20 protein-coding genes and 1 pseudogene are annotated in these 21,114 nt (G+C 58.9%); 12 read left to right on the top strand and 9 right to left on the bottom strand.

Features of this window, described 5'->3' with window-relative positions:
* From GIW69_RS17040 to GIW69_RS17030, 3 genes are all read right to left on the bottom strand, one after another.
* Positions 1–342, bottom strand: a 342-nt coding sequence (locus tag GIW69_RS17040) for a hypothetical protein (protein WP_236483964.1), incomplete at its 3' end; no start/stop codon positions are given.
* Between the two features lie 269 nt (positions 343–611).
* A complete protein-coding gene (locus GIW69_RS17035; protein WP_236483963.1) occupies positions 612–1,661 on the bottom strand; it encodes an NAD(P)-dependent alcohol dehydrogenase in 1,050 nt (349 codons plus the stop codon).
* A gap of 288 nt (positions 1,662–1,949) precedes the next feature.
* Positions 1,950–2,843, bottom strand: coding sequence for a LysR substrate-binding domain-containing protein (locus GIW69_RS17030; protein WP_236483962.1), 894 nt, complete (start codon positions 2,841–2,843; stop codon positions 1,950–1,952).
* A gap of 98 nt (positions 2,844–2,941) precedes the next feature.
* Between GIW69_RS17030 and GIW69_RS17025 the strand changes: the two genes are divergently transcribed.
* The 3 genes from GIW69_RS17025 to GIW69_RS17015 all read left to right on the top strand — a co-directional run bounded on the left by GIW69_RS17025 (position 2,942) and on the right by GIW69_RS17015 (position 6,530).
* A complete protein-coding gene (locus GIW69_RS17025) occupies positions 2,942–4,111 on the top strand; it encodes a mandelate racemase/muconate lactonizing enzyme family protein (protein WP_053123197.1) in 1,170 nt (389 codons plus the stop codon).
* 100 nt (positions 4,112–4,211) lie between these two features.
* On the top strand, positions 4,212–5,519 hold the full coding sequence (dctA, locus tag GIW69_RS17020; protein ID WP_236483961.1) for a C4-dicarboxylate transporter DctA: 1,308 nt from the start codon (positions 4,212–4,214) through the stop codon (positions 5,517–5,519).
* Positions 5,520–5,639: 120 nt separating this feature from the next.
* The gene (locus tag GIW69_RS17015; protein WP_236483967.1) at positions 5,640–6,530 is read left to right on the top strand and encodes an isocitrate lyase/phosphoenolpyruvate mutase family protein; all 891 of its coding nucleotides are present in this window, start codon (positions 5,640–5,642) and stop codon (positions 6,528–6,530) included.
* A gap of 77 nt (positions 6,531–6,607) precedes the next feature.
* On the opposite strand, the pseudogene GIW69_RS17010 reads toward GIW69_RS17015, so the two are convergent.
* A pseudogene (locus GIW69_RS17010) lies at positions 6,608–7,348 on the bottom strand (NADPH-dependent F420 reductase).
* Positions 7,349–7,542: 194 nt separating this feature from the next.
* On the opposite strand from GIW69_RS17010, the gene GIW69_RS17005 reads away from it, so the two are divergent.
* The 4 genes from GIW69_RS17005 to GIW69_RS16990 all read left to right on the top strand — a co-directional run bounded on the left by GIW69_RS17005 (position 7,543) and on the right by GIW69_RS16990 (position 11,281).
* Positions 7,543–7,914, top strand: a complete 372-nt coding sequence (locus GIW69_RS17005) for a winged helix-turn-helix transcriptional regulator (protein WP_236483960.1) — start codon at positions 7,543–7,545, stop codon at positions 7,912–7,914.
* Positions 7,915–8,182: 268 nt separating this feature from the next.
* The gene (locus GIW69_RS17000; RefSeq protein WP_236483959.1) at positions 8,183–9,235 is read left to right on the top strand and encodes an ABC transporter substrate-binding protein; all 1,053 of its coding nucleotides are present in this window, start codon (positions 8,183–8,185) and stop codon (positions 9,233–9,235) included.
* Positions 9,236–9,559: 324 nt separating this feature from the next.
* Positions 9,560–10,486, top strand: a complete 927-nt coding sequence (locus GIW69_RS16995) for an ABC transporter permease (RefSeq protein ID WP_236483958.1) — start codon at positions 9,560–9,562, stop codon at positions 10,484–10,486.
* A complete protein-coding gene (locus GIW69_RS16990; protein ID WP_192308795.1) occupies positions 10,487–11,281 on the top strand; it encodes an ABC transporter permease in 795 nt (264 codons plus the stop codon).
* A gap of 4 nt (positions 11,282–11,285) precedes the next feature.
* Here the strand turns inward: GIW69_RS16990 and GIW69_RS26230 are convergent, their stop codons facing one another.
* Positions 11,286–11,414 carry a hypothetical protein gene (locus tag GIW69_RS26230; RefSeq protein WP_268945468.1) on the bottom strand — a complete coding sequence of 43 codons (129 nt, stop codon included), beginning with the start codon at positions 11,412–11,414 and terminating at the stop codon, positions 11,286–11,288.
* A gap of 135 nt (positions 11,415–11,549) precedes the next feature.
* Here GIW69_RS26230 and GIW69_RS16985 point away from each other — a divergent pair, with 135 nt between their 5' ends.
* The 5 genes from GIW69_RS16985 to GIW69_RS16965 all read left to right on the top strand — a co-directional run bounded on the left by GIW69_RS16985 (position 11,550) and on the right by GIW69_RS16965 (position 17,132).
* Positions 11,550–13,010: an NAD-dependent succinate-semialdehyde dehydrogenase gene (locus GIW69_RS16985; protein ID WP_236483957.1), complete on the top strand. Its 1,461-nt coding sequence runs from the start codon at positions 11,550–11,552 to the stop codon at positions 13,008–13,010.
* 162 nt (positions 13,011–13,172) lie between these two features.
* Complete coding sequence (locus GIW69_RS16980; protein ID WP_236483956.1) at positions 13,173–14,261, top strand: ABC transporter ATP-binding protein; 1,089 nt, start codon at positions 13,173–13,175, stop codon at positions 14,259–14,261.
* A gap of 266 nt (positions 14,262–14,527) precedes the next feature.
* A complete protein-coding gene (gabT, locus tag GIW69_RS16975) occupies positions 14,528–15,817 on the top strand; it encodes a 4-aminobutyrate--2-oxoglutarate transaminase (RefSeq protein ID WP_236483955.1) in 1,290 nt (429 codons plus the stop codon).
* A gap of 98 nt (positions 15,818–15,915) precedes the next feature.
* A complete protein-coding gene (locus tag GIW69_RS16970; RefSeq protein ID WP_236483954.1) occupies positions 15,916–16,602 on the top strand; it encodes an HAD family hydrolase in 687 nt (228 codons plus the stop codon).
* 38 nt (positions 16,603–16,640) lie between these two features.
* Positions 16,641–17,132 (top strand): Lrp/AsnC family transcriptional regulator, encoded by a 492-nt coding sequence (locus GIW69_RS16965; RefSeq protein WP_081567735.1) that lies wholly within the window; start codon positions 16,641–16,643, stop codon positions 17,130–17,132.
* A gap of 117 nt (positions 17,133–17,249) precedes the next feature.
* Here the strand turns inward: GIW69_RS16965 and GIW69_RS16960 are convergent, their stop codons facing one another.
* From GIW69_RS16960 to GIW69_RS16945, 4 genes are all read right to left on the bottom strand, one after another.
* A complete protein-coding gene (locus GIW69_RS16960) occupies positions 17,250–17,960 on the bottom strand; it encodes a cupin domain-containing protein (RefSeq protein ID WP_236483953.1) in 711 nt (236 codons plus the stop codon).
* A gap of 15 nt (positions 17,961–17,975) precedes the next feature.
* The gene (locus GIW69_RS16955) at positions 17,976–19,259 is read right to left on the bottom strand and encodes an NAD(P)/FAD-dependent oxidoreductase (protein WP_236483952.1); all 1,284 of its coding nucleotides are present in this window, start codon (positions 19,257–19,259) and stop codon (positions 17,976–17,978) included.
* 60 nt (positions 19,260–19,319) lie between these two features.
* On the bottom strand, positions 19,320–20,024 hold the full coding sequence (locus GIW69_RS16950) for an HAD-IA family hydrolase (protein ID WP_236483951.1): 705 nt from the start codon (positions 20,022–20,024) through the stop codon (positions 19,320–19,322).
* Positions 20,025–20,166: 142 nt separating this feature from the next.
* Positions 20,167–21,114 carry a LysR family transcriptional regulator gene (locus GIW69_RS16945; protein ID WP_236483950.1) on the bottom strand — a complete coding sequence of 316 codons (948 nt, stop codon included), beginning with the start codon at positions 21,112–21,114 and terminating at the stop codon, positions 20,167–20,169.

The following is a 21,114-nucleotide window of genomic DNA, read 5'->3' as shown; positions in this document are numbered from 1 at the left end:
TCCCACCACCGCGCCCGCTGCTGCCGCGTTTCTCGCCTTGTTCTGCCGGTATTCCTGTTTCACATCCGAATCCACTCGATCCGATATTTCATCATGCCGATTGCTGCGTACCCCGGCCACGGTCGCACCCGCGACGGCGCCGGTGGCAGCGCCTTTAATGCGTCCGCCAGATTGTGTGGTGTTTGCGTTGTTGGAGCTGCCGGACTGAGCCTGGCAAGCGCTGATGTCTTGTTGGACGGTTTCGGGGGATTGGCCTTTGAGCGGCGTGAGCGTCTCGGCGGTGGCGTAAAGGCAGAACACGGAGAGGAGTGTCGCGACGCAGGGGACGATGGACTTTTTCATAGGGCCTCCATGACTGGCGAGCGTGCACCAGAGGTTGGAGTTTAGTCCGGCTGCGTTCAGTTGCAGTCGCAAGGCTGAACGGTCATTACTTCGTGTGCTCGCTCACCGCTAAACAGGCGTTGAAGTGCCCTTTCATCGCGGTCAGTTGTTCGATGTCGGAGATAAACGGCCCAAGTGTGCAAGGCAAAAAGGCCACCAGCCGTTCGCGCCATTTGGCGCGAACGGCCGAGGCAAGACGCGTCCGGACGATTGCCCAGACGCTTTGTTTTTCAGGGTGCCAATGTCGCGTTGTCGATCACGAAACGGTATTTGACGTCGCCCTTGAGCATGCGCTCGTAGGCTTCGTTGATTTGCTCTGCGCGGATCAGTTCGATGTCTGAAACGATGCCGTGTTCGGCGCAGAAATCGAGCATTTCCTGGGTTTCGGGGATGCCGCCGATCATCGAGCCGGCCAGGGTGCGGCGTTTCATGATCAGGTTGAAGACGTTGGGCGATGGGTGCGGCGAGGCCGGCGCGCCGACGAGTGTCATCGCACCGTCACGCTTGAGCAGTACCAGCAAGGCGTCAAGGTCGTGTGGGGCGGCGACGGTGTTGATGATGAGGTCGAAGCTTTTCGAGTGTTGGGCCATTTGTTGCGCATCGGTTGAGACCACCACTTCATCTGCGCCCAGGCTTTTCGCGGCCTCGCGTTTGGAGGCAGAGGTGGTGAATGCCACGACGTGCGCGCCCAGTGCGTGGGCCAGTTTGATGCCCATGTGGCCCAGGCCACCGATGCCCACCACGCCGACTTTTTTGCCGGGGCCGGCGTTCCAGTGGCGCAGCGGCGACCAGGTGGTGATGCCCGCGCACAGCAACGGCGCAACGGCGGCCAGTTGTGCCTCGGGGTGGCGGATACGCAGGGCGTAGCGTTGATGCACGACGATGGCTTGCGAATAGCCACCGAGCGTCCAGCCTGGCGCGTCCGGTGTCGGGAAGTTGTAGGTGCCGATCATGCCGTCGCAGTAGTTTTCCAGGCCTTCGGCGCATTCTTCGCAGTGCTTGCAGCTGTCGACAATGCAGCCCACACCGACCAGATCACCCGCTGCGAAACCGCTGACGTTCGCGCCAACCGCGCTGACACGACCGACGATTTCGTGGCCCGGCACACACGGAAATTGCGTCCCTGCCCACTCGGCGCGCACCTGGTGGAGGTCGGAGTGGCAGACGCCACAATAGGCAATATCGATCTGCACATCTTCCGGGCCGGGCTCGCGACGACTGATGCGCAGGGGTTCAAGCGGTTTGTCGCCCGCATGGGCGCCATAAGCGTGGATTTGCATAAAGGGCTCTCCTGTAAGGGTTTGATTGATTCTGCTCGTCGGCCCTACCCTGGCACTAGCGCATTCCAGTTGAATGCTTGCCTGATCCTCTGAATTTTCAGATCGATGGATAGGAAACAGTGCTTCGCGAATTAGTGTTCGGTCAAACATGATCTAACGCCTTGATCACCGCCAACTCCACTAACATCACAGAGGGAATAGGAATTGTGCCAATTCCCGATATGAAAAAGCCTGCAAAGCGGGCTCTTTGTAGCTTGGCAATCAGATCCTTCAAACAACCCATCGCAATCAAATCGAAGAATCCATCACACCGCCCGCTCCTTCCCAGAACGCTTCCGCAGACTGACTAAGGGTTGCTTTTGGCCGGGTAAGATGGATTTCCAAGGGAATATCCCAGCTTTCGTCGAGCGCTCTGACCAGGCGTCCATCCAGTATTTCTTGTTCGGTAAGGCTTCTTGGCAGCCATGCCACTCCCTTGCTTTCCAAGGCCATGGACATGAGTACCGCAGCAAGGTGGCTGCTGAAAAGCGGCTTCAGGTGGAGGTAGTCTTCCTTGCCACGTAATCGGTGGGCGACGATACGCCCCAGTCCAGATTCGTGTGTGTAAGCAAGGTATGGCAATGCTGCAGGAGAGGTGCCGAAGTTAGCGGATGGGCTTGCAAGAGGAACGAGAACATCTTCACCAACCTTCTTGCCGATGAACTGATCAGTGGCCAGTAAAGGCGGAACGTCAGGATGGCGGTGGCAGAGCAGAAATTGTACCTGGCCATGGATCAGCATCTGCTCGCACACAGCCATGCTGTCCGAGTGCAACTGCACAGCCTCAATGGGCGCACCGTTTTCGGCGCTTCGAAGCCACTTGGGGAAAAAAGTAAACGACAGGGAATGAGTCGCCGCGAAATGCAACGACCTCGCGGCCATGCCAGCAACCTCCTGAGCCTCGTGGCGCATCCTGTACAGATGCCTCGCAGCTTCCTGGGCACTTGGCAATATTTGCCTCCCTGCCTCGGTGAGTGTTGCTCCTTGTGGTGTGCGCACGAACAAGGCAACACCCATCCAATTCTCTAACGAACGAACCCTGCGGCTGAAAGCCGGCTGAGTAACGTGGCGCGCTTCAGCAGCGCGGACAAAGCTGCCGTACTCCGCCAGCGCTGAAAAATCTTCGAGCCAAACAAGTTCCAAGGCCATGCCTCCTGTGCATAGGGCACGGCATTAATAGCATTGGGCGGGTGACATCGCAAAGCATAACGTGGGCCTACAAACAACAAGAGGAACCTGTCATGCGCATCGTAGACATCCGAGAAAAAACCGTTTCTATCGCCTCCCCCATTGCCAATGCGTACATCGATTTCTCCAAAATGACCTGCTCTGTCGTTGCTGTCATCACGGATGTGATTCGCGATGGCAAACCTGTCATCGGCTACGGTTTCAACTCTAATGGTCGCTATGGTCAAGGCGCGCTGATGCGTGACCGCTTTCTAGCGCGTATCACCGAAGCTGACCCAGACACGCTCGTTGACCATGAAAATAACAACCTTGATCCGTTCGCCATCTGGAAGGCCCTGATGACAAACGAGAAGCCAGGAGGCCATGGCGAGCGGTCGGTCGCCGTGGGCACCATCGACATGGCGGTCTGGGATGCCGTTGCCAAAATCGAAGGCAAGCCTCTCTATCGCCTGCTCGCCGACCGTTACCGTAACGGCGTGGCAGATGACAAGGTCTGGGTCTATGCAGCGGGCGGCTACTACTACCCCGGCAAAGATCAAACCAAGCTCAAAGCAGAAATGCAGAGCTATCTGGATCGTGGCTACGACGTGGTCAAGATGAAGATCGGTGCCGTGCCGCTGGACGAAGATATCCGCCGCATCGAAGCCGTGCTTGAAGTGGTTGGGGATGGCCGTAGATTGGCGGTCGATGCCAACGGTCGTTTTGATCTTCAGACAGGTATCGCGTACGCGGAAGCCATCAAAAAGTACAACCTGTTCTGGTACGAAGAAATTGGCGATCCGCTGGACTATGCGCTGCAGGCCGAGCTCGCCAACCACTACGAACTACCCATGGCGACCGGGGAAAACCTCTTTTCCCACCAAGATGCCCGAAACCTGCTGCGCCACGGCGGTATGCGCCCCGATCGCGATTTCCTTCAGTTCGACTGTGCGCTCTCTTACGGGCTCGTCGAATACATGCGCACCCTGAAGGTGATGGAAGAAATGGGCTGGTCCTCCCGTCGCGTGGTTCCGCATGGCGGACATCAGATGTCCCTGAATATCGCAGCAGGGCTGCACCTGGGCGGCAACGAATCTTACCCGGACGTGTTCCAGCCATTCGGTGGCTTCGCCGACGGAATCAAGGTTGAAAACGGATATGTCGGCCTGCCAGACATTCCAGGTGTGGGCTTTGAAGCGAAGTCCGCGTTGTACGCAGTCATGCGTGAATTGGGTGAAGGCTGATCATCCTCAATCTGCGGCCTTGTAGAGAGGCCGCAGAACCCGGCGTTGCCGACTGACGCCAAGCCACATGCCCATCACAACAATAAAATGAGGTGCTTCCGTGGAAACTTCCAAGACCCGCTGGTACAGCCAGCTCTATGTGCAAGTACTAATCGGCATCGTGATCGGTGCCGCTATCGGTTACTTCGTACCTGATATCGGAGCCAAGCTCCAACCCTTTGCCGATGGCTTCATCAAACTGATCAAAATGCTCTTGGCACCCATTATTTTCGGTACCGTCGTTGTTGGTATCGCGAAGATGGGCAGTATCAAAGAGGTCGGTCGGATTGGCGTGAAGGCGCTGCTCTACTTTGAGATTCTGTCCACCATCGCCTTGGTCGTCGGCCTTATCGTGGTCAACATCGTCAAGCCTGGCGTTGGTATGAACATCAACGTCAACGCGCTTGATGGAAGTGCCATTAGTAAATACAGCCAAGCTGCCAGCGAGCAAGGCGGCACCATCGATTTTTTCCTCAATATTATTCCCCACACCTTCCTGGGCGCATTTTCGAATGGCGTTATGCTTCAGGTCATTCTGCTGTCGGTTTTGATGGGGGTTGCCCTGGTTCAAATGGGTGAAACCAGCAAGCCGCTGATCAACACCATTGATCTGTTCCTGCAAGGCTTGTTCAAGATTGTTGCAATGGTCATGCGTTTGGCGCCGATTGGAGCCGGTGCCGGCATGGCGTTCACTATCGGTAAGTATGGAATTGGTACGTTGCTGTCACTCGGCCAGTTGCTGGTCGCGCTTTACATCACAACCTTGATTTTCATTGTGGTGGTGCTGGGCTCGGTTGCGAGATGGTCGGGTATGCCGTTGATGCAATTTCTTCGCTACTTCAAGGATGAAATCCTCATCACGCTAGGCACTTGTTCGACAGAAGCCGTATTGCCGCGAATGATGGTGAAGCTCGAGAAACTTGGCTGCAAAAAATCGGTGGTGGGCATGGTGCTGCCAACGGGTTACACCTTTAATGCCGACGGCACTTGTATCTATCTCACCATGGCCGCGATCTTTATCGCCCAGGCGACCAATACGCCACTTACGTTTGTGGATCAGATGATTCTGCTGGGCGTATTTCTGTTGACCTCCAAGGGCTCGGCTGGCGTGGCGGGCGCGGGGTTTGTGACGCTGGCTGCCACGCTTACGACCATTCACTCTATTCCTCTCGTAGGGCTGGTTTTGCTCCTGGGCATAGACCGGTTCCTGAACGAAGCGCGGGCTGTGACCAACCTCATCGGTAACGGCATCGGCACGATCGCGATTGCGAAGTGGGACAACTCTTTCGATGTCGAGGCCTGCGAGCGTGAGATTGCTGCCATGAAACACGACAAGGCGGCAAGAAAGGCGTTACTGGCGCAAAAGTAATCTGCAACGGATCCGGTCATTCCGCGTCAACAGGCGGTAATGACCGGCAGTGCTTCCGAGGTCTCGTTCGCTGCAGAACGAGCTCAAAAAGTTAAGCGAAAGAAGCTGATGGAGCCAGAAATGATTGAGCGATCACCTCATCAATTGCGTAAGGCGTTTGCTGACTTACTTCAGGGTGCTACCTGTAAATTTGCCGCCTCTGTATTTGATCCCATCTCGGTTCGTATGGCATCTGACCTTGGTTTTGAGGTTGCCATCCAAGGGGGATCCGTCGCCTCGCTCCAAGTGCTAGGAGCGCCGGACATCGCACTGCTCACGCTGGACGAATATGTCGAGCAGGTTTCCAGAGTAGGGCGAGCCAGCCAAATACCAATCATTGGCGACGCTGACCATGGCTTTGGAAACGCGCTCAATGTGATGCGAACAGTGACTGAGCTTCAGAAAGCAGGTGTCGCCGCCCTGACGCTGGAAGATACTCATCTGCCGGCCAGATTCGACGAGCAATCGCACGTGCTCATCGAAATGGAGGAAGCCGCTGCGAAGATTTACGCTGCGCGATTTGCCCGTTCAGACGATGCGCTCAGCATCATCGCCCGAACGAATGTCGCTGTAACCAGCCTGGAAGACTCCGTTGCACGTACCACGGCCTACCAGCAAGCCGGCGCCGACGCGATCTGCCTCATCGGCGTGAAGGACTTCCAGCACTTGAAAGCGCTCACTTCACACCTTGCCGTGCCGATCATGCTGATCAATTACGGAAATCCTGCTCTGAGCGATGTCCAGAAGCTGAGCGCAGCCAATGTGCGGGTCGTGGTCAATGGGCATGCCCCGTATCTATCAGCCATCAAAGCAACCTACGATACGTTGCGCGAACAAAGCGGTTCGGTGAAGAATGAGCTTTCCCTTCCTGAGCTCTTATCCAAATACACGCGCTCCGATGATTACCGTGAGTGGGCCGATACCTTCTTGAAGTCAGATCAGCATCTGGCCTGGTTTGAATCGGTGAAATAAAGCGTCATGAGAACGACGATTCTGGTTTCCAACCGATACGCGACATGCGCATTGGTGCAAGCACTCGGGGCAGTCAGTCAAGAGCAAACGGCACGGTTTCTGGCGACTAAATGATCATGGGTGAGCCCACCTTGAGCAGACATAAACTCTTCAAATAGCGCATCCCGATTCAGCGGCGCACGATCTTTGTCAGCTGCGATAAGCGCCACTTTCAATTCGTCCAGACTCAGCTCAGTGCAATAAGCAGGAGTTCCGGGTTGCTGACGCCACGAATCATCAAGTCCGCCCGATGCCAAGGCATCGAAACCGGTCTCGCCTACGAGATTGCGCACGACTGCTTCGGCACGAATATCGTCGCCTGCAACGGGTATAGCGATACGCGAAGACACTCCACTGGTTTGTCCGCGATGAGCAAGTGTTTCAGCCAGTAGAGCATTCCACGCCTTCACCACTGGCCGACCAATGCGCTCACTGACTCATACGCTTTCCGGCTTCCCACCGTCTACCTCGGCGATCGACCCATCTCGAGTGGGGTAATAGTTAGAAGTGTCTACGACAATAACCTCGTCAGATACTCCCTTGAACAGTGTTTTCAATTCAGGGTAATTGGCAAACGGAATGGAAAGTACGATCACATCCACATCAGACACCGCTTGTTCTTTTGTCACAGCAGTCACACCAATGTCGTTCGCCAACTGTTGAATACTGTCCGGCCCTTTGGAGTTAGCAAGCTTGATGTGATGCCCGCGCGCCGCAAGTTTGCGAGCGATGGCTGCTCCAATGTTCCCGGCACCTATTATTCCAATCTTCACGTTAATTACCTTCTTTGATTTATGTAGGCCTACGGCCTCGATCAGGCCGACGTTGCGCCCCCAAGTTTCGTTTGGGCTCTATTGACCATCGAATATTTTTCTAGGCAATAGCCTCTGTAAACATGCACCATCAAAATAATGGGCAACGTATAAATCAGCAAGAACCCACTATATTGTGAGTAACCCACCTAGAGGTAAGTATGGCCAAACTACGGAAATGGAATTGCGGAGATCCAAAGCAGCAACTGGTCTGGGCCGCCGCCACAAGAGAAGCGCTGCAGGTGATCGAGGGGAAATGGAAAATCGTAATCATTTGCCAGCTTTTTGGAGCAAAGGGGCCTCTGCGCTTTTCTGAACTGGAGAGGCGCGTGGAAGGCGTTAACCAGAAAATGCTCATCCAGCAACTGAAGCAGCTCGAAGCCGACGGGCTGGTTAGCCGCAAGGTCTATCCTGAAGTTCCCCCAAGGGTGGAATACACACTCACCGATATGGGCATAGGGCTGGGGCCATCGATGGCCGAACTCATCGATTGGGCATTAAAACGAAGGGACGTGCTTAAGGCGTTGGAGTAAGCGCGATATAACGCCATTCCGTCTGTATGACATACCCGACCAGCAACGTGCGGTTATGCGAACGCTACGATAGAAAGGCGCCCTCCCCCCAACGCACGAAATACCGTGACCGTTGCCATTTTCGCAATAAAGCGCTTTTCATCCGCTCATTTGTAGCCGCTTCGTTCATGGCCAAGCCGGTACATTAGACCTGCATGGTCCCGCAGAGCGACCGACAACAAAACCGACAGCTCGCCTCAGAATTCTGCCAACCATTCGGAGTCTTTCCATGAGCACATTGCGCACCACAGCTTTCAAACTCGCGAGCCTGGCCCTGGTCATGGGTGGCGCCAGCCAGGCCATGGCCGAGGACATCACCTTCGTTTCCCAGGGCGGCGCTTATCAGGAAGCACAGAGCAAAGCGATTCTTGAGCCCGCCGCGAAAAAACTTGGCCTGACGCTCAAGCAGGACAGTTCCCCGAAGGCCTACCCGATCATCAAGACCCAGGTCGAGAGCGGCAAGGTCACTTGGGACGTGGTCGATCTGCCCACCGGCGATTGCATCCGGGGCGAAGCCGAAGGCCTGTTCGAGAAGCTCGACCTGTCGCTGATTCCCAACGCCGCGCAGATACCCGACAGCCTCAAGGACGAATACAGCGTGGGCTACATCAGTTATTCCACGGTATTGGCCTACCGCACGGACGCCTTCAAGGGCGATAACGTACCCAAAACCTGGGCTGATTTCTGGGACACCAAAAAGTATCCCGGCCAACGCTCCTTGCGCAATTTGCCGCGCCCTACCCTGGAAATCGCGTTGCTGGCTGACGGCGTGCCAGTGGACAAGCTCTACCCGCTGGACGTAGATCGCGCCTTCAAGAAGCTCGAACAGATCAAGCCCGACATCGCCACTTGGTGGACTTCCGGCGGGCAGTCGGCGCAGCTCATCAGCGATGGCGAGGTGGACATGATCCAGGCCTGGAACGGCCGGATCACTGCCGTGCAGGCTGCGGGGGCGCCGGTGGCCTTCGACTACAACCAGGGCGTGCTGGAAACCAATTCGCTGTGCGTACTCAAGGGTTCGCCGCACAAAGCGGCGGCGATGAAGTTCGTCAACGAAGCCATCGATGCCAAGCTCCAGGCGGCGCTGCCGATGATCATCGATTACGGCCCGCTGAACCCCGAGGCGTTCAAGACCGGCGTGATCCCGGCCGAACGCGAAGCCAAGCTGCCATCCTCTCCCGAGAACATCTCCCGCCAGGCCCTGCTCTCGGCCCAGTGGTGGGCTTCGCAGGATGGGGTCAAGGCAGAAGAGCGCTGGCTGGCCTTCGTGCAGAAAAAGTAACGACCGATTGTCGCTGCGCCGCGAGCCAGAAGCCTCGCCGCAGGACATGCCGTCTGCCTGCCCGATTTCGACATAAAGCACTTCGGCACCGGCCAATTCCACCCGCTTCGTTCGTTGGCATCCCGGTACATTAGGCCTGAGGGTCGCGCAGAGTGACCTGTGCAAACAACTCGCGCTCGCCCTAAGTACCTGCCCACCATTGGGAGTTCTTATTACATGACACCATCCGAGCACCGCACCTTGCAGCACGCGAGGACGATCGCCGCCAGCACTGTCCGCCAGCGCTGCATTCCCTCCAGCCTCCAGCAGTGACGAGAGGTTTATATGTCAAACGCCTATCTCGCCAAATCCATGCCTGACTCCAGCGACCATCGCCAGCCGCCGTTGACCAGCGAAGACGCTTTGGCCCGTGAAGAACGCAAAGAACACACCTCGATGTTGTTACTGCTCACCCCCGCCCTGGTGATGGTGGTGGTGCTGTTGATCATGCCGCTGTGCTGGCTGGCGTTGCAGTCGGTTCAGACCGAGGAAGGTTTTTCCCTGGCCAACTACATCCGGATTTTCCAGGAAGCCATCTACTGGGACACCTTTGCCCTGACCTTCAAGATCAGTTTCCTGGTGACCATCCTGTCGATCGTGATGGGCTTTCCCATCGCCTACGCCGCCTCGCGGCTGCAGGGATTCTGGGCCAACCTGATCCTGATCTGCGTGATTCTGCCGTTCTGGACCAGCGTGCTGGTGCGATCCTATGCCTGGCTGGTGCTGTTGCAACGCCGTGGGCTGGTCAATCAGACGCTGATGGATCTGGGCGTCATCGACCAGCCCCTGACGCTGATGCACAACACCACCGGCACGGTGATCGGCACGCTGCATGTAATGCTGCCCTTCATGGTGCTGCCGTTGTATTCGGTGATGAAGAAGATTCCCCAGGATCTCATGCAAGCCTCGGAAAGCCTGGGCGCAAAACCTTTCTACACCTTCCGCCGGGTGTTCTTGCCGATGGCAGCGCCGGGGATCATGGCCGGTTCGATCCTGGTCTTCGTCATCTGCCTGGGCTTCTTCATCACCCCTGAACTGCTCGGTGGCGGTCGCACGATCCTGGTGTCGATGCTGGTGCAACGTAACGTCGAGCTTTACCACGCCTGGGGCGCCGCCAGTGCGGTCGGCCTGGTGCTGCTATTCGTGGTGTTCCTGATTTTCTGGGGCATCAATCGCTTCATTCCCATCGAACGCATTCTGGGAGCGCGCTAAATGAACCTGCTTGCCAACCTGCGTCACCTGCGCCTGTCCCACGTGCTGTTCACCGTGGTGGTGGCGGTGATTCTGCTGTACCTGATCATCCCGGTGTTGATCGTGGTGCCCATGTCGTTTTCCGAAGCACGCTTCCTGCAGTTCCCGCCCAAGCAATGGTCTTTCCATTGGTATGAAGCGTTTTTCAACAGCGTGGAGTGGATGTCGGCAGCACGGGTCAGCCTGATCACGGCGTTTTTCACCATGGCGATCAGTCTGCCGATCGGCATGGCGGCCGCCTACGCCATCAACAACTCGAGTTTGAAAGTGGTGCGCACGCTGCAGATCATTCTGCTGCTGCCGATGATGGTGCCGATCATTCTGATCGCGGCCGGGGTGTTCTTTGTGTATGCCCGGGTCGGTTTGATCAGCACGCTGACCGGGCTGGTGCTGGCGCACATCATGCTCGCCCTGCCCTACGTGATCATTGCGCTGCTGGCCGGTTTGCGTAATTTCGACATGTCGCAGGAAATGGTCGCACGCAGTCTGGGCATGAACCGCTTCCGGGCGTTCATGGCCGTGACCCTGCCGCAGATCAAGCCGAGTGTGGTGTCGGCCACGCTGTTCGCCTTCATCACTTCGCTGGATGAAACCGTGGTGGCGCTGTTCATCTCCGGTGGCGATAACCAGACGCTGACCAAGCGCATGTTCACGGCGCTGCGCGACGAGATCGATCCGACCATTGCCGCCATCAGCTCGATTCTGATCCTGGCCTCTCTGATCCTGGTGGTGATCGCCGGGCGCAATAAGCAGTAATCAATTACGCAGAACCCCCTTTGCCCGCATGGGCGGTGTGCCAGACATCATCACTGTCCGGCACACCGCCCACGCGGGCAAAGTCGTTTCGGGGTGGCGTTGTGTAGCTGTCGATCCAGGGCCATCTGGCCATTTCCGGTTCCAGCACAGCCTGCCGTCACGCGCCTCATTTCAGCATCTATCACCCGTGCGCAGGCTTATCTCGGCATCGGCCACTGGAAGGAGCTTTTTACAATGGGCCATCGTTCGCACCCTCAAGGCCCTGATCATGTTGAAAGACCAACTGCGTGACCCTTCCCTGCTTGTCGAACGCGCCTATGCCAATGGCGCCTGGATCGAGGCCGATGACGGCGCGACGATCGAGGTGACCAACCCCGCCGATGGCAGCGTGATCGCTCGTGTCCCGGCGTTGCAGGCCGCTGAAACCCGCCGAGCGATTGAAGCCGCACAAGTGCGCTTCACCACGTGGCGCGATGTGCCCGCCGCCGAACGTGCGCGCTATCTGGAGGTGTGGTTTGGCCTGATCATGGAGAACCAGGAAGACCTGGCGCTGATCATGACCGCCGAACAAGGCAAGCCACTGACCGAGTCCCGCGGCGAAATCGCCTACGGCGCCAGTTTCGTCAAATGGTTCGCCGAGGAAGCCCGGCGCATCTACGGCGACACGATCCCTTCACCTGCCGCCGACCGGCGCATTCTGGTGCTCAAACAACCCATCGGCGTTGTCGCGGCCATCACTCCGTGGAACTTCCCGAACGCGATGATCACCCGCAAATGTGCGCCCGCGCTGGCGGCCGGTTGCACCGTGTTGGTCAAGCCGTCGGAGATGACGCCGTTGTCCGCGCTGGCGCTGGCAGTACTGGCTGAGCGCGCCGGCATCCCGGCGGGCGTGTTTAACGTCTTGACCGGCCTGCCTGCCGGGGTCGGCGGCGAGATGACCGCCAACCTCGATGTGCGCAAGCTGTCGTTCACCGGCTCCACCCGAGTCGGCCAGTTACTGATGAGCCAATGCGCCGCGACCATCAAGCGTCTTAGTCTGGAACTGGGCGGCAATGCACCGTTCATTGTCTTCGACGATGCCGACCTTGACCTGGCCATTGCCGGTGTCATGCAGAGCAAATTCCGCAATGCCGGACAGACCTGCGTGTGCGCCAACCGCATCCTGGTGCAGGACGGCATTTACGACCGATTCGCCGAACGCCTGAGCGCCGCGGTTGCCCAGTTGAAAGTCGGCGACGGCCAGCAAAACGGCGTCACCATCGGGCCACTGATCAACGCCGCTGCTGTCGACAAGGTCGCAAGGCATATCAACGACGCGATGGAGAAAGGCGCGAGTATCGCCATCGGTGGCGTACCTCAAGGCGAGGGGTTGTATGTGCAACCGACCGTGCTGCGCGATGCCAGTGCCGACATGTTGCTGGCCACGGAAGAAACCTTCGGCCCGGTCGCCCCGCTATTCCGCTTCAAGGATGAGGCCGAGGCACTGACCCTGGCCAATGCCACGCCCTACGGCCTCGGCGCGTATTACTTCACCCAGGACATGCGCCGCGCCTGGCGCGTGGGTGAGCGTTTGGAGTTCGGTATGGTCGGGCTCAACACCGGGATCATTTCCATGGAAGTGGCACCGTTCGGCGGCATGAAGCAATCGGGCACCGGCCGCGAAGGCTCCAAGTACGGCCTGGACGAGTTTCTCGAGGTAAAGGCCTGGCACATCGGCGGGCTGGACTGATCGACCCCGGGCGCAAAAAGCAGCCTGTCGCTCCCCACTTGCGCCGGACAGCAGATCCTGTTGGTCCGGCACTGCAAAACGGCACGAATCAGCCCTGCGCCTGTGTTCAGATTACAAACAGACCTATTGGGCAATCCCTGGTTTTACAGAGGACGACGCTTCATGAATTTCACTGAAGGTTTTGAATCGGTCAGCGTTAACAAAGTGTGCAAACACTACGGCAACCTCAAGGCTTTGAACAACGTGGACCTCAAGGTCGAAGCCGGGGAATTCATGTCATTGCTTGGCCCGTCCGGCTCGGGCAAGACCACCTTGCTGAGCATTCTGGGTGGGTTCATCCGGGTCAGTTCCGGGAGCATTTTATTCGGCGAGCGCGACGTCACGCTGATGCCACCCCATAAGCGCGAGATCGGCGTGGTGTTTCAAAACTACGCGCTGTTCCCGCACATGACCGTCGGCGAAAACGTGGCTTTTCCGCTGCGTGCCCGTGGCGAAAGCGCCAGCAAAAGCCGCGACCGCGTCAAGACCGCGCTGGCGACTGTGGAGCTGTCCGGTTACGAAGACCGCAACATCGCGGCACTGTCTGGCGGGCAACGCCAGCGTGTGGCCCTGGCCCGCGCAATCGTCTTCGAACCCAAACTGATTCTGATGGACGAACCGCTGTCGGCCCTCGACAAGCAACTGCGCGAAATCATGCAGATCGAACTGCGTGCGCTGCACAAGCGCCTGGGCGCGACCATGATCTACGTGACCCACGATCAGCGCGAAGCCCTGACCATGAGTGACCGTATCGCAATCATGCGCGGCGGCGAGTTGGTGCAGGTCGATACCCCGCGCCGCCTGCATGATCATCCGGCCGACGATTTTGTTGCCAGCTTCATCGGCGAAAGCACTTTGGTGCCGCTGCAACGCAGCTCGGACAACGGCTTGACCCTGGGCACCACGACCTTGCGCACCACTCGCCCGGTGCCAGCGTCAGGGGATGTGTTCCTGGCCCTGCAATCGGAAAAACTGCTGCTGGACAACGACAGTTCGGGACCGGAATGGAACCGTCTGCGTGGTCGCGTGGCCGACATCGTCTTCCAGGGTGAAAGCCTGAAAGTGTTCGTCGACCTTGATGGCGGGCCAACCGTCAGCCTGCGCCAACCCAGCCACCACGAAGGCAATCTCAGCCTGCCGCCCATTGGCGCGCCGATGATGATGCGCCTGCACCCGGAAGACACCATCGTCGTTCCACGCGCCGGGGTTTGATCCAACCGACTCAGACGCTTCGGCCCGTAGCAGCACGCTTGTCGGCATTGTGCACTGCATGATCCCGCCGACCCGCCGCACTGCCACGGGCCGATGTCGTTTCGGGCCGCAACATCGCCCGGCGGCCTGCGCAGCGAAATATTTCGTCACAGCCCTGCAAAACAGTCGATCAAAGCGCCCGATGCCCCAAGTTCAGCGCTTGTGATTCCGGGCGATCCTTATCCTGATGACATCACCCGCCACCTTCGGCGTTCACGGAGATCGAGATGAATTCTGCACTGACTGAAAACCAACGCCTGCTGGCCCTGCGCGACCATCATGTGCCACGCGGTATCGCCACGGCCCATCCGGTGGTCGCGGCGCGCGCCGAGGGCGCCGAACTGTGGGATGTCGACGGCAAGCGTTACCTGGACTTCGTCGGCGGCATTGGCGTGCTCAACGTCGGCCATAACCATCCGAAGGTGGTCGAGGCCGTGCGCCGGCAGGTCGGCGAGATCTCCCACGCCAGTTTCCAGGTGGTGGCCTACGAAAACTACATTGAAGTGGCCGCGCGCCTGAACAAGCTAATCGGCGGCGACGCTCACTACAAAAGCGTGCTGTTCACGTCCGGCGCCGAGGCCGTCGAAAACGCGGTGAAGATCGCCCGTGGCTACACCAATCGCACGGCCGTGATTTCCTTTCGCGGGGGCTTCCACGGCCGTACTTTGCTCGGTGTGACCCTGACGGGCATGAGCCAGCCCTACAAACAGAATTTCGGCCCCTTCCCCGCCGAGATCTATCACGCCACTTATCCCAACGCCTATCGCGGTGTCAGCAGCGATGACGCGCTGGCCGAGCTGGATGAGCTGTTCGCCACCGACGTGGCGCCGGATCGCGTTGCCGCGATCATCATCGAGCCGGTTCAAGGCGACGGCGGCTTCCTCGCGGCACCCAAGGAATTCCTGCAGGCGCTGCGTGCCCGCTGCACCCAGCACGGCATTGTGCTGATCCTCGACGAGATCCAGGCAGGTTTTGGCCGCACCGGCACGATGTTCGGTTTCCAGCATGCCGACATCCAGCCGGATCTTGTGACCGTCGCCAAAAGCCTGGCCGGTGGCATGCCGCTGTCTGGCGTGGTCGGTCGCGCCGAGATCATGGATGCGCCGACCCCGGGTGGCCTGGGCGGCACCTATGGGGGCAACGCCGTCGCTTGTGCCGCAGCGCTGGCCGTACTGGATTTGTTCGAAGAGCAGGATCTGCTGGCCCAAGGCGAAACACTCGCAGCACAACTGCGCGACGGGCTGCTGGCCTTGCAGAAACGTTACCCGAGAATCGGTGACGTGCGCGGTCTGGGCTTCATGCAAGCGATCGAAATGGTCGCCGACGATGCCGCCCGCAGCCCCGATGCGGCACTGGCACAAAAGGTCATCGATGAAGCCCGACACGCCGGTTTGCTGGTGATCAAGTGCGGCGTTCATCGCAACGTGGTGCGCTTCCTCGCGCCGCTGGTGACCACGCCGGCGCAAGTGGCAGAAGCCTTGCAGATGCTCGAAAAAGCGTTGGCCGCGGCCTGCTGAACCCAGCGACGGTAACACTCGGCCCGACCCTGCTCCGGCAGTGTCGGGTCTGGGGTTGAAGCATGATGGAACCGGCATGACCCACTCAGGAGCAAGTCATGAGAGTCACCCATTACAAGGCGTTGGGCCTGTCACTCGGCACATTGGTTGACCGCGAACGGGGCATCCTCGAAGGCCTGCGACCGCTGGCAGTGCAAGGGGAATCCAGTGCCAGCGATGCGCAGTTGCTCAGCACTTACCGACAGGTGGCGCAAGAGCTTGCCAGCGGCGCGCCGCAGATCAGCGCAACGGCTTTTCACGGCCAGCTCTACCAACGTGTGGCGCAACAATTGCAGATCACTCCGGGCTGGGATGAGAGTGTGGCATTCAGTAGCTCTTCGTCCCTGTGGCCGATTTATGAAGACGCTCCCGGTGCTCTCCAGTACCTGGGCAAGTTCTACCGTTTGATACTGATCGCCCCACCCCAGGGTATCGATGTACTGGCCCTGGCCCGTCGTCTGCCGGTCGAATTCGACGCGATTGTCGAGCCTAGCGACAAGGACTGGCACAACAGCCTCGAACGCGAGCTGTATCGGCTGGGATTGGAGCGTTCGCAATTGTTACCGGTGCGCAGCACGGAAAGCGATGACCCGTGGAACGAGCGGGTGGACTTTCCGGTTTGCACACTACGTCGCGGCCATGAAAAGCCGTGGAACCATTCGCCTCAGGCAATGGACGGCAAGCGCTGTGAATACGCCAGCCTCGCTGACCTGGCCCATGCCCATCAAAAGGCATTGCACGCCTGAGGACGACGGCCCTGATTTGATATTGCGAGGACTGACCCATGGACGCTGCAACCAAGCTCGACCGAATCGACATCAACATCCTGGTGCAATTGCAGAAGGACGGGCGCATGACCAACGTCAGCCTCGCCGAGGCCGTTGGTCTGTCGCCCAGCCCTTGCCTGCAACGCGTCAAACGCCTGGAGGCCGCTGGCTACATCAGCGGCTATGAAGCCCACGTCAATCTGGCCAAGTTCGCCAATTCGGTCACGGTGTTCACGGAAATGACCCTGTCGGATCACAAGCGTGCCGACTTCGTGAAATTCGAATCGAGCATCCGCAACATCGACGAAGTGCTGGAGTGCCACTTGATCAGCGGCGGTTATGACTACCTGGTGCGCTTCCTGTGCAGCAGCATTCAGCATTATCAGGAGCTGATGGAGTCGATCCTCGACAAGAACATCGGCATCGAGAAGTACTTCAGCTACATCGTGATCAAATCCCCCGTGGTCAAGAGCACCGTGCCATTGCGCAGCCTCGTTCGGGCGGTCTGAAACAAAACCTGCCGCCGTATGACTCGACCGTTGTGGCGATCTTGATCGCGACTACAACGGTCGAGTCATACGGCGGCAGGTCAGGTTGATCCAGCAGAGCCTTTCGCGCACCGCACCTTACGACAAAATGCAGAACACCTTGCGCACGGTCTCCTCGCTGACCCACGCATTGGTGGCGCCCTTCGGCACGACCACCGTTTCTCCCGCGCGCACATGATGGCTGTCGCCCTGTTCGGCCTGAAGAGTCACCGAGCCTTGCAGGATAAACATCAGCTCGCTGTATCCCGGCTCGACCTGCTTGCGGGCGTACGCCTCGCATTGCCACAGTCCGATGCGCAAGTTGCCGGCACTGAACAGGGTTTCGCTCCAGGCGTTCGGCGTGGCGGTCAACAGCACATTGGCAGGCGGCGGACTGGTCGGTGCAAGCGGCTGAGACAGATCGATCCGAATGGGGGCCGTGGGCATGCCGGTACTGGCTGAAAGCCCCGGAAACGCCATGAACAACCGGCGTAACGGCCCGCGATGTTGCCAGCGCACATGGATGCCACGGGGCACGATGAAGCAATCCCCTGCGCTCAGTTGCAGGTCGAAACCGTCACCCTGCAAACGCAACTCGCCGGCTTCGATCACGCCCAGCTCGACCCAGGGAAACGCTTCGATCAACAGGTTCGCGCCGGTGCTGGAACTGCTACCGGCGGCATAGCCCTGCGCGGCATCGTGGAAGTTGATGACACGCCCCGCCGCCAGCGGATCGCCCTGCAAGGCGAAGGCTGCGCCAGGCAACCGGCGATCAGTATGGGGGTGTGAGAAGTGCAGAATCGATGGCATACGCTTAACGCTCGCTTATCGGCCAATGACGTCCAGGAATTGCTGCCAGCCTGCGGCCAGACGAACACCCGGCGCCCGGAAGGCATGCAGAGGAATCGGATTGAATTGTTCACCCGCCAGCAAGCCGAGCTCGACCTTCTCGCCGGCCGTCATGGCTGCCAGCTGCCGGCCCATCCAGGTCGACATCGCGACCCCGCCACCGTTGTAACCGATGGCGTAGTAGCTGCGCTCATCGAGCTGCCCGGCGTGAGGAAGGTAATCCAGCGTCATCGCCACCAGTCCCGACCAGCGATAGGCGATGGGCTGGTCACGCAGAATCGGGAACACATCACCCATGCTGCGCTGCAAAGCGTCGAACGCGCCTTGTGAGTCGCCTTTGCCAAACGCGCCCCGCCCACCAAATATCAAGCGATCGCCGATAACCCGGAACCAGCGCAACATGCGCTTGGTGTCACCACATACCTGCCCGCCCGGCATGATCGTGGCGAGGATGTGCGGTGGCAGTGGCTGGGTGGCGATGATCGCGCTGCGGAACGGAATCAACCGCCGATGCAGCGTATCGGTGGCCCCGGTCTGGTCGGAATAACCGTTGGTGGCGTAGATGACTTGCCGCGCACTGACTCGCCCTTGCGGCGTTTGCACGATGACGCGGTCACCTTCGCGACGAACCTGCTCGGCCGGGCTGTTGATGAACATTTTCACGCCATGATCGACAAGGTGACGAGCCATGCCGCGCGCGTAGTTCAACGGATGGATACCGCCAGCCTTGGGGGTCAGCAGGCCGCCGAAAAAGATCGACGAGCCGGTCATTTCCCGCACCTGATCGGCCGAGATCATGTGTGATGACGTGCCGCCGGTTTCACGCTTGATCCAGTTTGCGGTGGACGCCAATGCGCCCAGCGCGTGGACGTTGTGCGCCGCTGCGATATGCCCGCCCAGATGCAGCTCGGCCTCGTTCAGGCCAAGGGTGTCGACCATTTCCACAAGGCTGTCGACTGCGGCATATCCGGTGCGGTACATCTGCAACGCGGTATCACGGCCATAGCGCGACATCAGTGTGGGAAAGCCCACCCGGAACTTCGGCGACACCACGCCGCCATTACGTCCGCTGGCGCCCCAGGCCAACGTATTGGCCTCAACAATGAGCGGCTCGCGACCACTGCGGGCGATGTGATGGGCTGCCGAGAGGCCGGTGTAACCGGCACCGATGATCACCACGTCGCACTGCCGCTCGCCTTCCAGGGATTGCAGCGCGGGTGCCGCTTGGGCGGTGGCCGCCCATAAGCTCTGAACAGTCATGCCAGCCTCTCGACTCAATAAGGATTGGCGCCTGCGACCAAGGCCCGGGCGCCGAGGGGATCAACCCAGTTCTTTCTCGACCGCGTCAGCCAATTGCGCCAGCGAGGTGAAGTGGTAATGCGGTTCGGTGCGTTCCGATTCCAGGGTGCCGCCAGTGCCTTTCTGGGCAAAGCGCCGCTCGATCCAGCAGGTCTGATAACCCAGACGCATGGCCACGCCAATGTCGTGGTATTGGCTCTGGGCAACGTGCAGGATGTTTTCGAACAGAATGCCCTGGGTTGCCAGTACACCTCGGGTGTAGGCAAAGAACTGCGGGTCAGGCTTTTCGAAACGCACGTCGTCGACGGTAACGCGTACGTCGAACGGCTGGTCGAGGGTTTCGGCCATGTGGTTCAGGGCCCAGATCTGCGAGTTGGTGGTCGCTACCAGTTTGAAGTGCTTGCGCAGGCGCTTGAGTGCTTCTACCGAATCAGGGAACGCCGGGAAATTCTTCACTGCCTGCGCCAGGCCTTTGGCATATTCGTCGTTGTCCGGCAGCCCCAGCTTGGAGGCGATGACGTGGTAGCAACGTTCCAGGTCATCCGGCCACCAGCCCGAATCGGTGGAGGCGCGGGCCTCGCGATAAGCTTTGAGGATGTCGTCGTCGCTGCGGGCCTTACCCGCTTCACCCGCGACTTCGCGCACATGGGCCAGGATTCCGGCTTCGAAATCGATCAGGGTACCGACAACGTCAAACGTCAGGGCTTGGATCTGCTTGAAAGACATAGGGCGCTCCGCAAGAAAAGTCGTAAGGGTGAAACTGACTGGACAGGCCCATTATCTGCCCGCCTTCTCGCGAAATATTCTGTTTTGCCTTGCCCCTGAGGCATAACCTACTGTTTTTTTACTCGACGTGCCGCACCTGTGCTCAATCGACCGATTGCAGGGTGGCGAGCAACCCCAGATGAGGGTAAAGCGCGTCAATCCTGAGCATGTCCTCGCGCATTTCCTCAATGATCCAGTCGCGCACATTTTCGACGATTGGACGTACCGGACGATTGGCCGGTACGACCAGGCAACAGCGTCGGGAATTGACCCGAAAGGTGTCCGTCGCCGGCACCAGTTCACCCTTGCACAAGGAATTCGACACCACGTTCAACCATCCCAGTGCCATGCCCTGGCCCAGCAATGCCGCCTGCACCACCACGGCATAATCGGAGAACACCAATGCGTTATCAGCGCGGCCCGGCGTTTCGAAAGTAGCGGCCCAGGCACGATCCTGATTGTCCATGCTGATCAGCGTCGGCACCGAGTTCTTGCCCTTGTTCTGGACAACATCGGCCAGGTACTGGGCGTTGCATACCGGCAGCGTAATCTCCGGAATAACCAGTGTATCCGTGGCTTTCAGGCTGCCGGCTTCCAGATAACGCATGCCCAGATCGACATCCACCAAGGGGCCGCCGATCCTGCCGGACATCAATTGGTAACGCATGTCGACGGTGGGAAATCGCTGACTGAAACGGCTCATGCGCGGCATCAGCCAGTGGGTGGTGAACGCCGTGGACACCGACAATGTCACGGTCTCGATCCCCGTTGCCCGGGCTTCGATTTCACTGATCGCCGACTCGATGGTGCTGAAACCCTCCTGCACCCGGCGATATAAAATGCTGCCGCTCTCGGTTAACCGTGCCCCGCCGCGAACACGCTCGAAAAGCTGCACGCCAAGGTGCTCTTCAAGGCGCGACAACATGCGACTCACGGCCGGTTGGCTGACACACAGCTCATCCGCCGCCCGGGTGAAGCTGCCACACCGAGCGGCCGCTTCGAAGACGAACAAAGAGCTGGAACTGGGAAGTTTGCGACGGAGATTAGACAT

Origin of the sequence: Pseudomonas syringae (assembly GCF_021605415.1) — a bacterium.
Taxonomy (GTDB): domain Bacteria; phylum Pseudomonadota; class Gammaproteobacteria; order Pseudomonadales; family Pseudomonadaceae; genus Aquipseudomonas; species Aquipseudomonas syringae_S.
This window is presented reverse-complemented; position numbering and strand designations above follow the sequence as displayed.

Bases quoted from the DNA above. Each gene is read 5' to 3' on its own strand.
- GIW69_RS16965 (WP_081567735.1), top strand. From the start codon at position 16,641: ATGGACGCTGCAACCAAGCTCGACCGAATCGACATCAACATCCTGGTG.
- GIW69_RS17015 (WP_236483967.1), top strand. From the start codon at position 5,640: ATGATTGAGCGATCACCTCATCAATTGCGTAAGGCGTTTGCTGACTTA.
- gabT (WP_236483955.1), top strand. From the start codon at position 14,528: ATGAATTCTGCACTGACTGAAAACCAACGCCTGCTGGCCCTGCGCGAC.
- GIW69_RS16985 (WP_236483957.1), top strand. From the start codon at position 11,550: ATGTTGAAAGACCAACTGCGTGACCCTTCCCTGCTTGTCGAACGCGCC.
- GIW69_RS16960 (WP_236483953.1), bottom strand. From the start codon at position 17,960: ATGCCATCGATTCTGCACTTCTCACACCCCCATACTGATCGCCGGTTG.
- GIW69_RS16980 (WP_236483956.1), top strand. From the start codon at position 13,173: ATGAATTTCACTGAAGGTTTTGAATCGGTCAGCGTTAACAAAGTGTGC.
- GIW69_RS26230 (WP_268945468.1), bottom strand. From the start codon at position 11,414: ATGGCCAGATGGCCCTGGATCGACAGCTACACAACGCCACCCCGAAAC.
- GIW69_RS16970 (WP_236483954.1), top strand. From the start codon at position 15,916: ATGAGAGTCACCCATTACAAGGCGTTGGGCCTGTCACTCGGCACATTG.
- GIW69_RS16945 (WP_236483950.1), bottom strand. From the start codon at position 21,114: ATGTCTAATCTCCGTCGCAAACTTCCCAGTTCCAGCTCTTTGTTCGTC.
- GIW69_RS16950 (WP_236483951.1), bottom strand. From the start codon at position 20,024: ATGTCTTTCAAGCAGATCCAAGCCCTGACGTTTGACGTTGTCGGTACC.
- GIW69_RS17035 (WP_236483963.1), bottom strand. From the start codon at position 1,661: ATGCAAATCCACGCTTATGGCGCCCATGCGGGCGACAAACCGCTTGAA.
- GIW69_RS16955 (WP_236483952.1), bottom strand. From the start codon at position 19,259: ATGACTGTTCAGAGCTTATGGGCGGCCACCGCCCAAGCGGCACCCGCG.
- GIW69_RS17005 (WP_236483960.1), top strand. From the start codon at position 7,543: ATGGCCAAACTACGGAAATGGAATTGCGGAGATCCAAAGCAGCAACTG.
- GIW69_RS16990 (WP_192308795.1), top strand. From the start codon at position 10,487: ATGAACCTGCTTGCCAACCTGCGTCACCTGCGCCTGTCCCACGTGCTG.
- GIW69_RS17000 (WP_236483959.1), top strand. From the start codon at position 8,183: ATGAGCACATTGCGCACCACAGCTTTCAAACTCGCGAGCCTGGCCCTG.
- GIW69_RS17025 (WP_053123197.1), top strand. From the start codon at position 2,942: ATGCGCATCGTAGACATCCGAGAAAAAACCGTTTCTATCGCCTCCCCC.
- GIW69_RS16995 (WP_236483958.1), top strand. From the start codon at position 9,560: ATGTCAAACGCCTATCTCGCCAAATCCATGCCTGACTCCAGCGACCAT.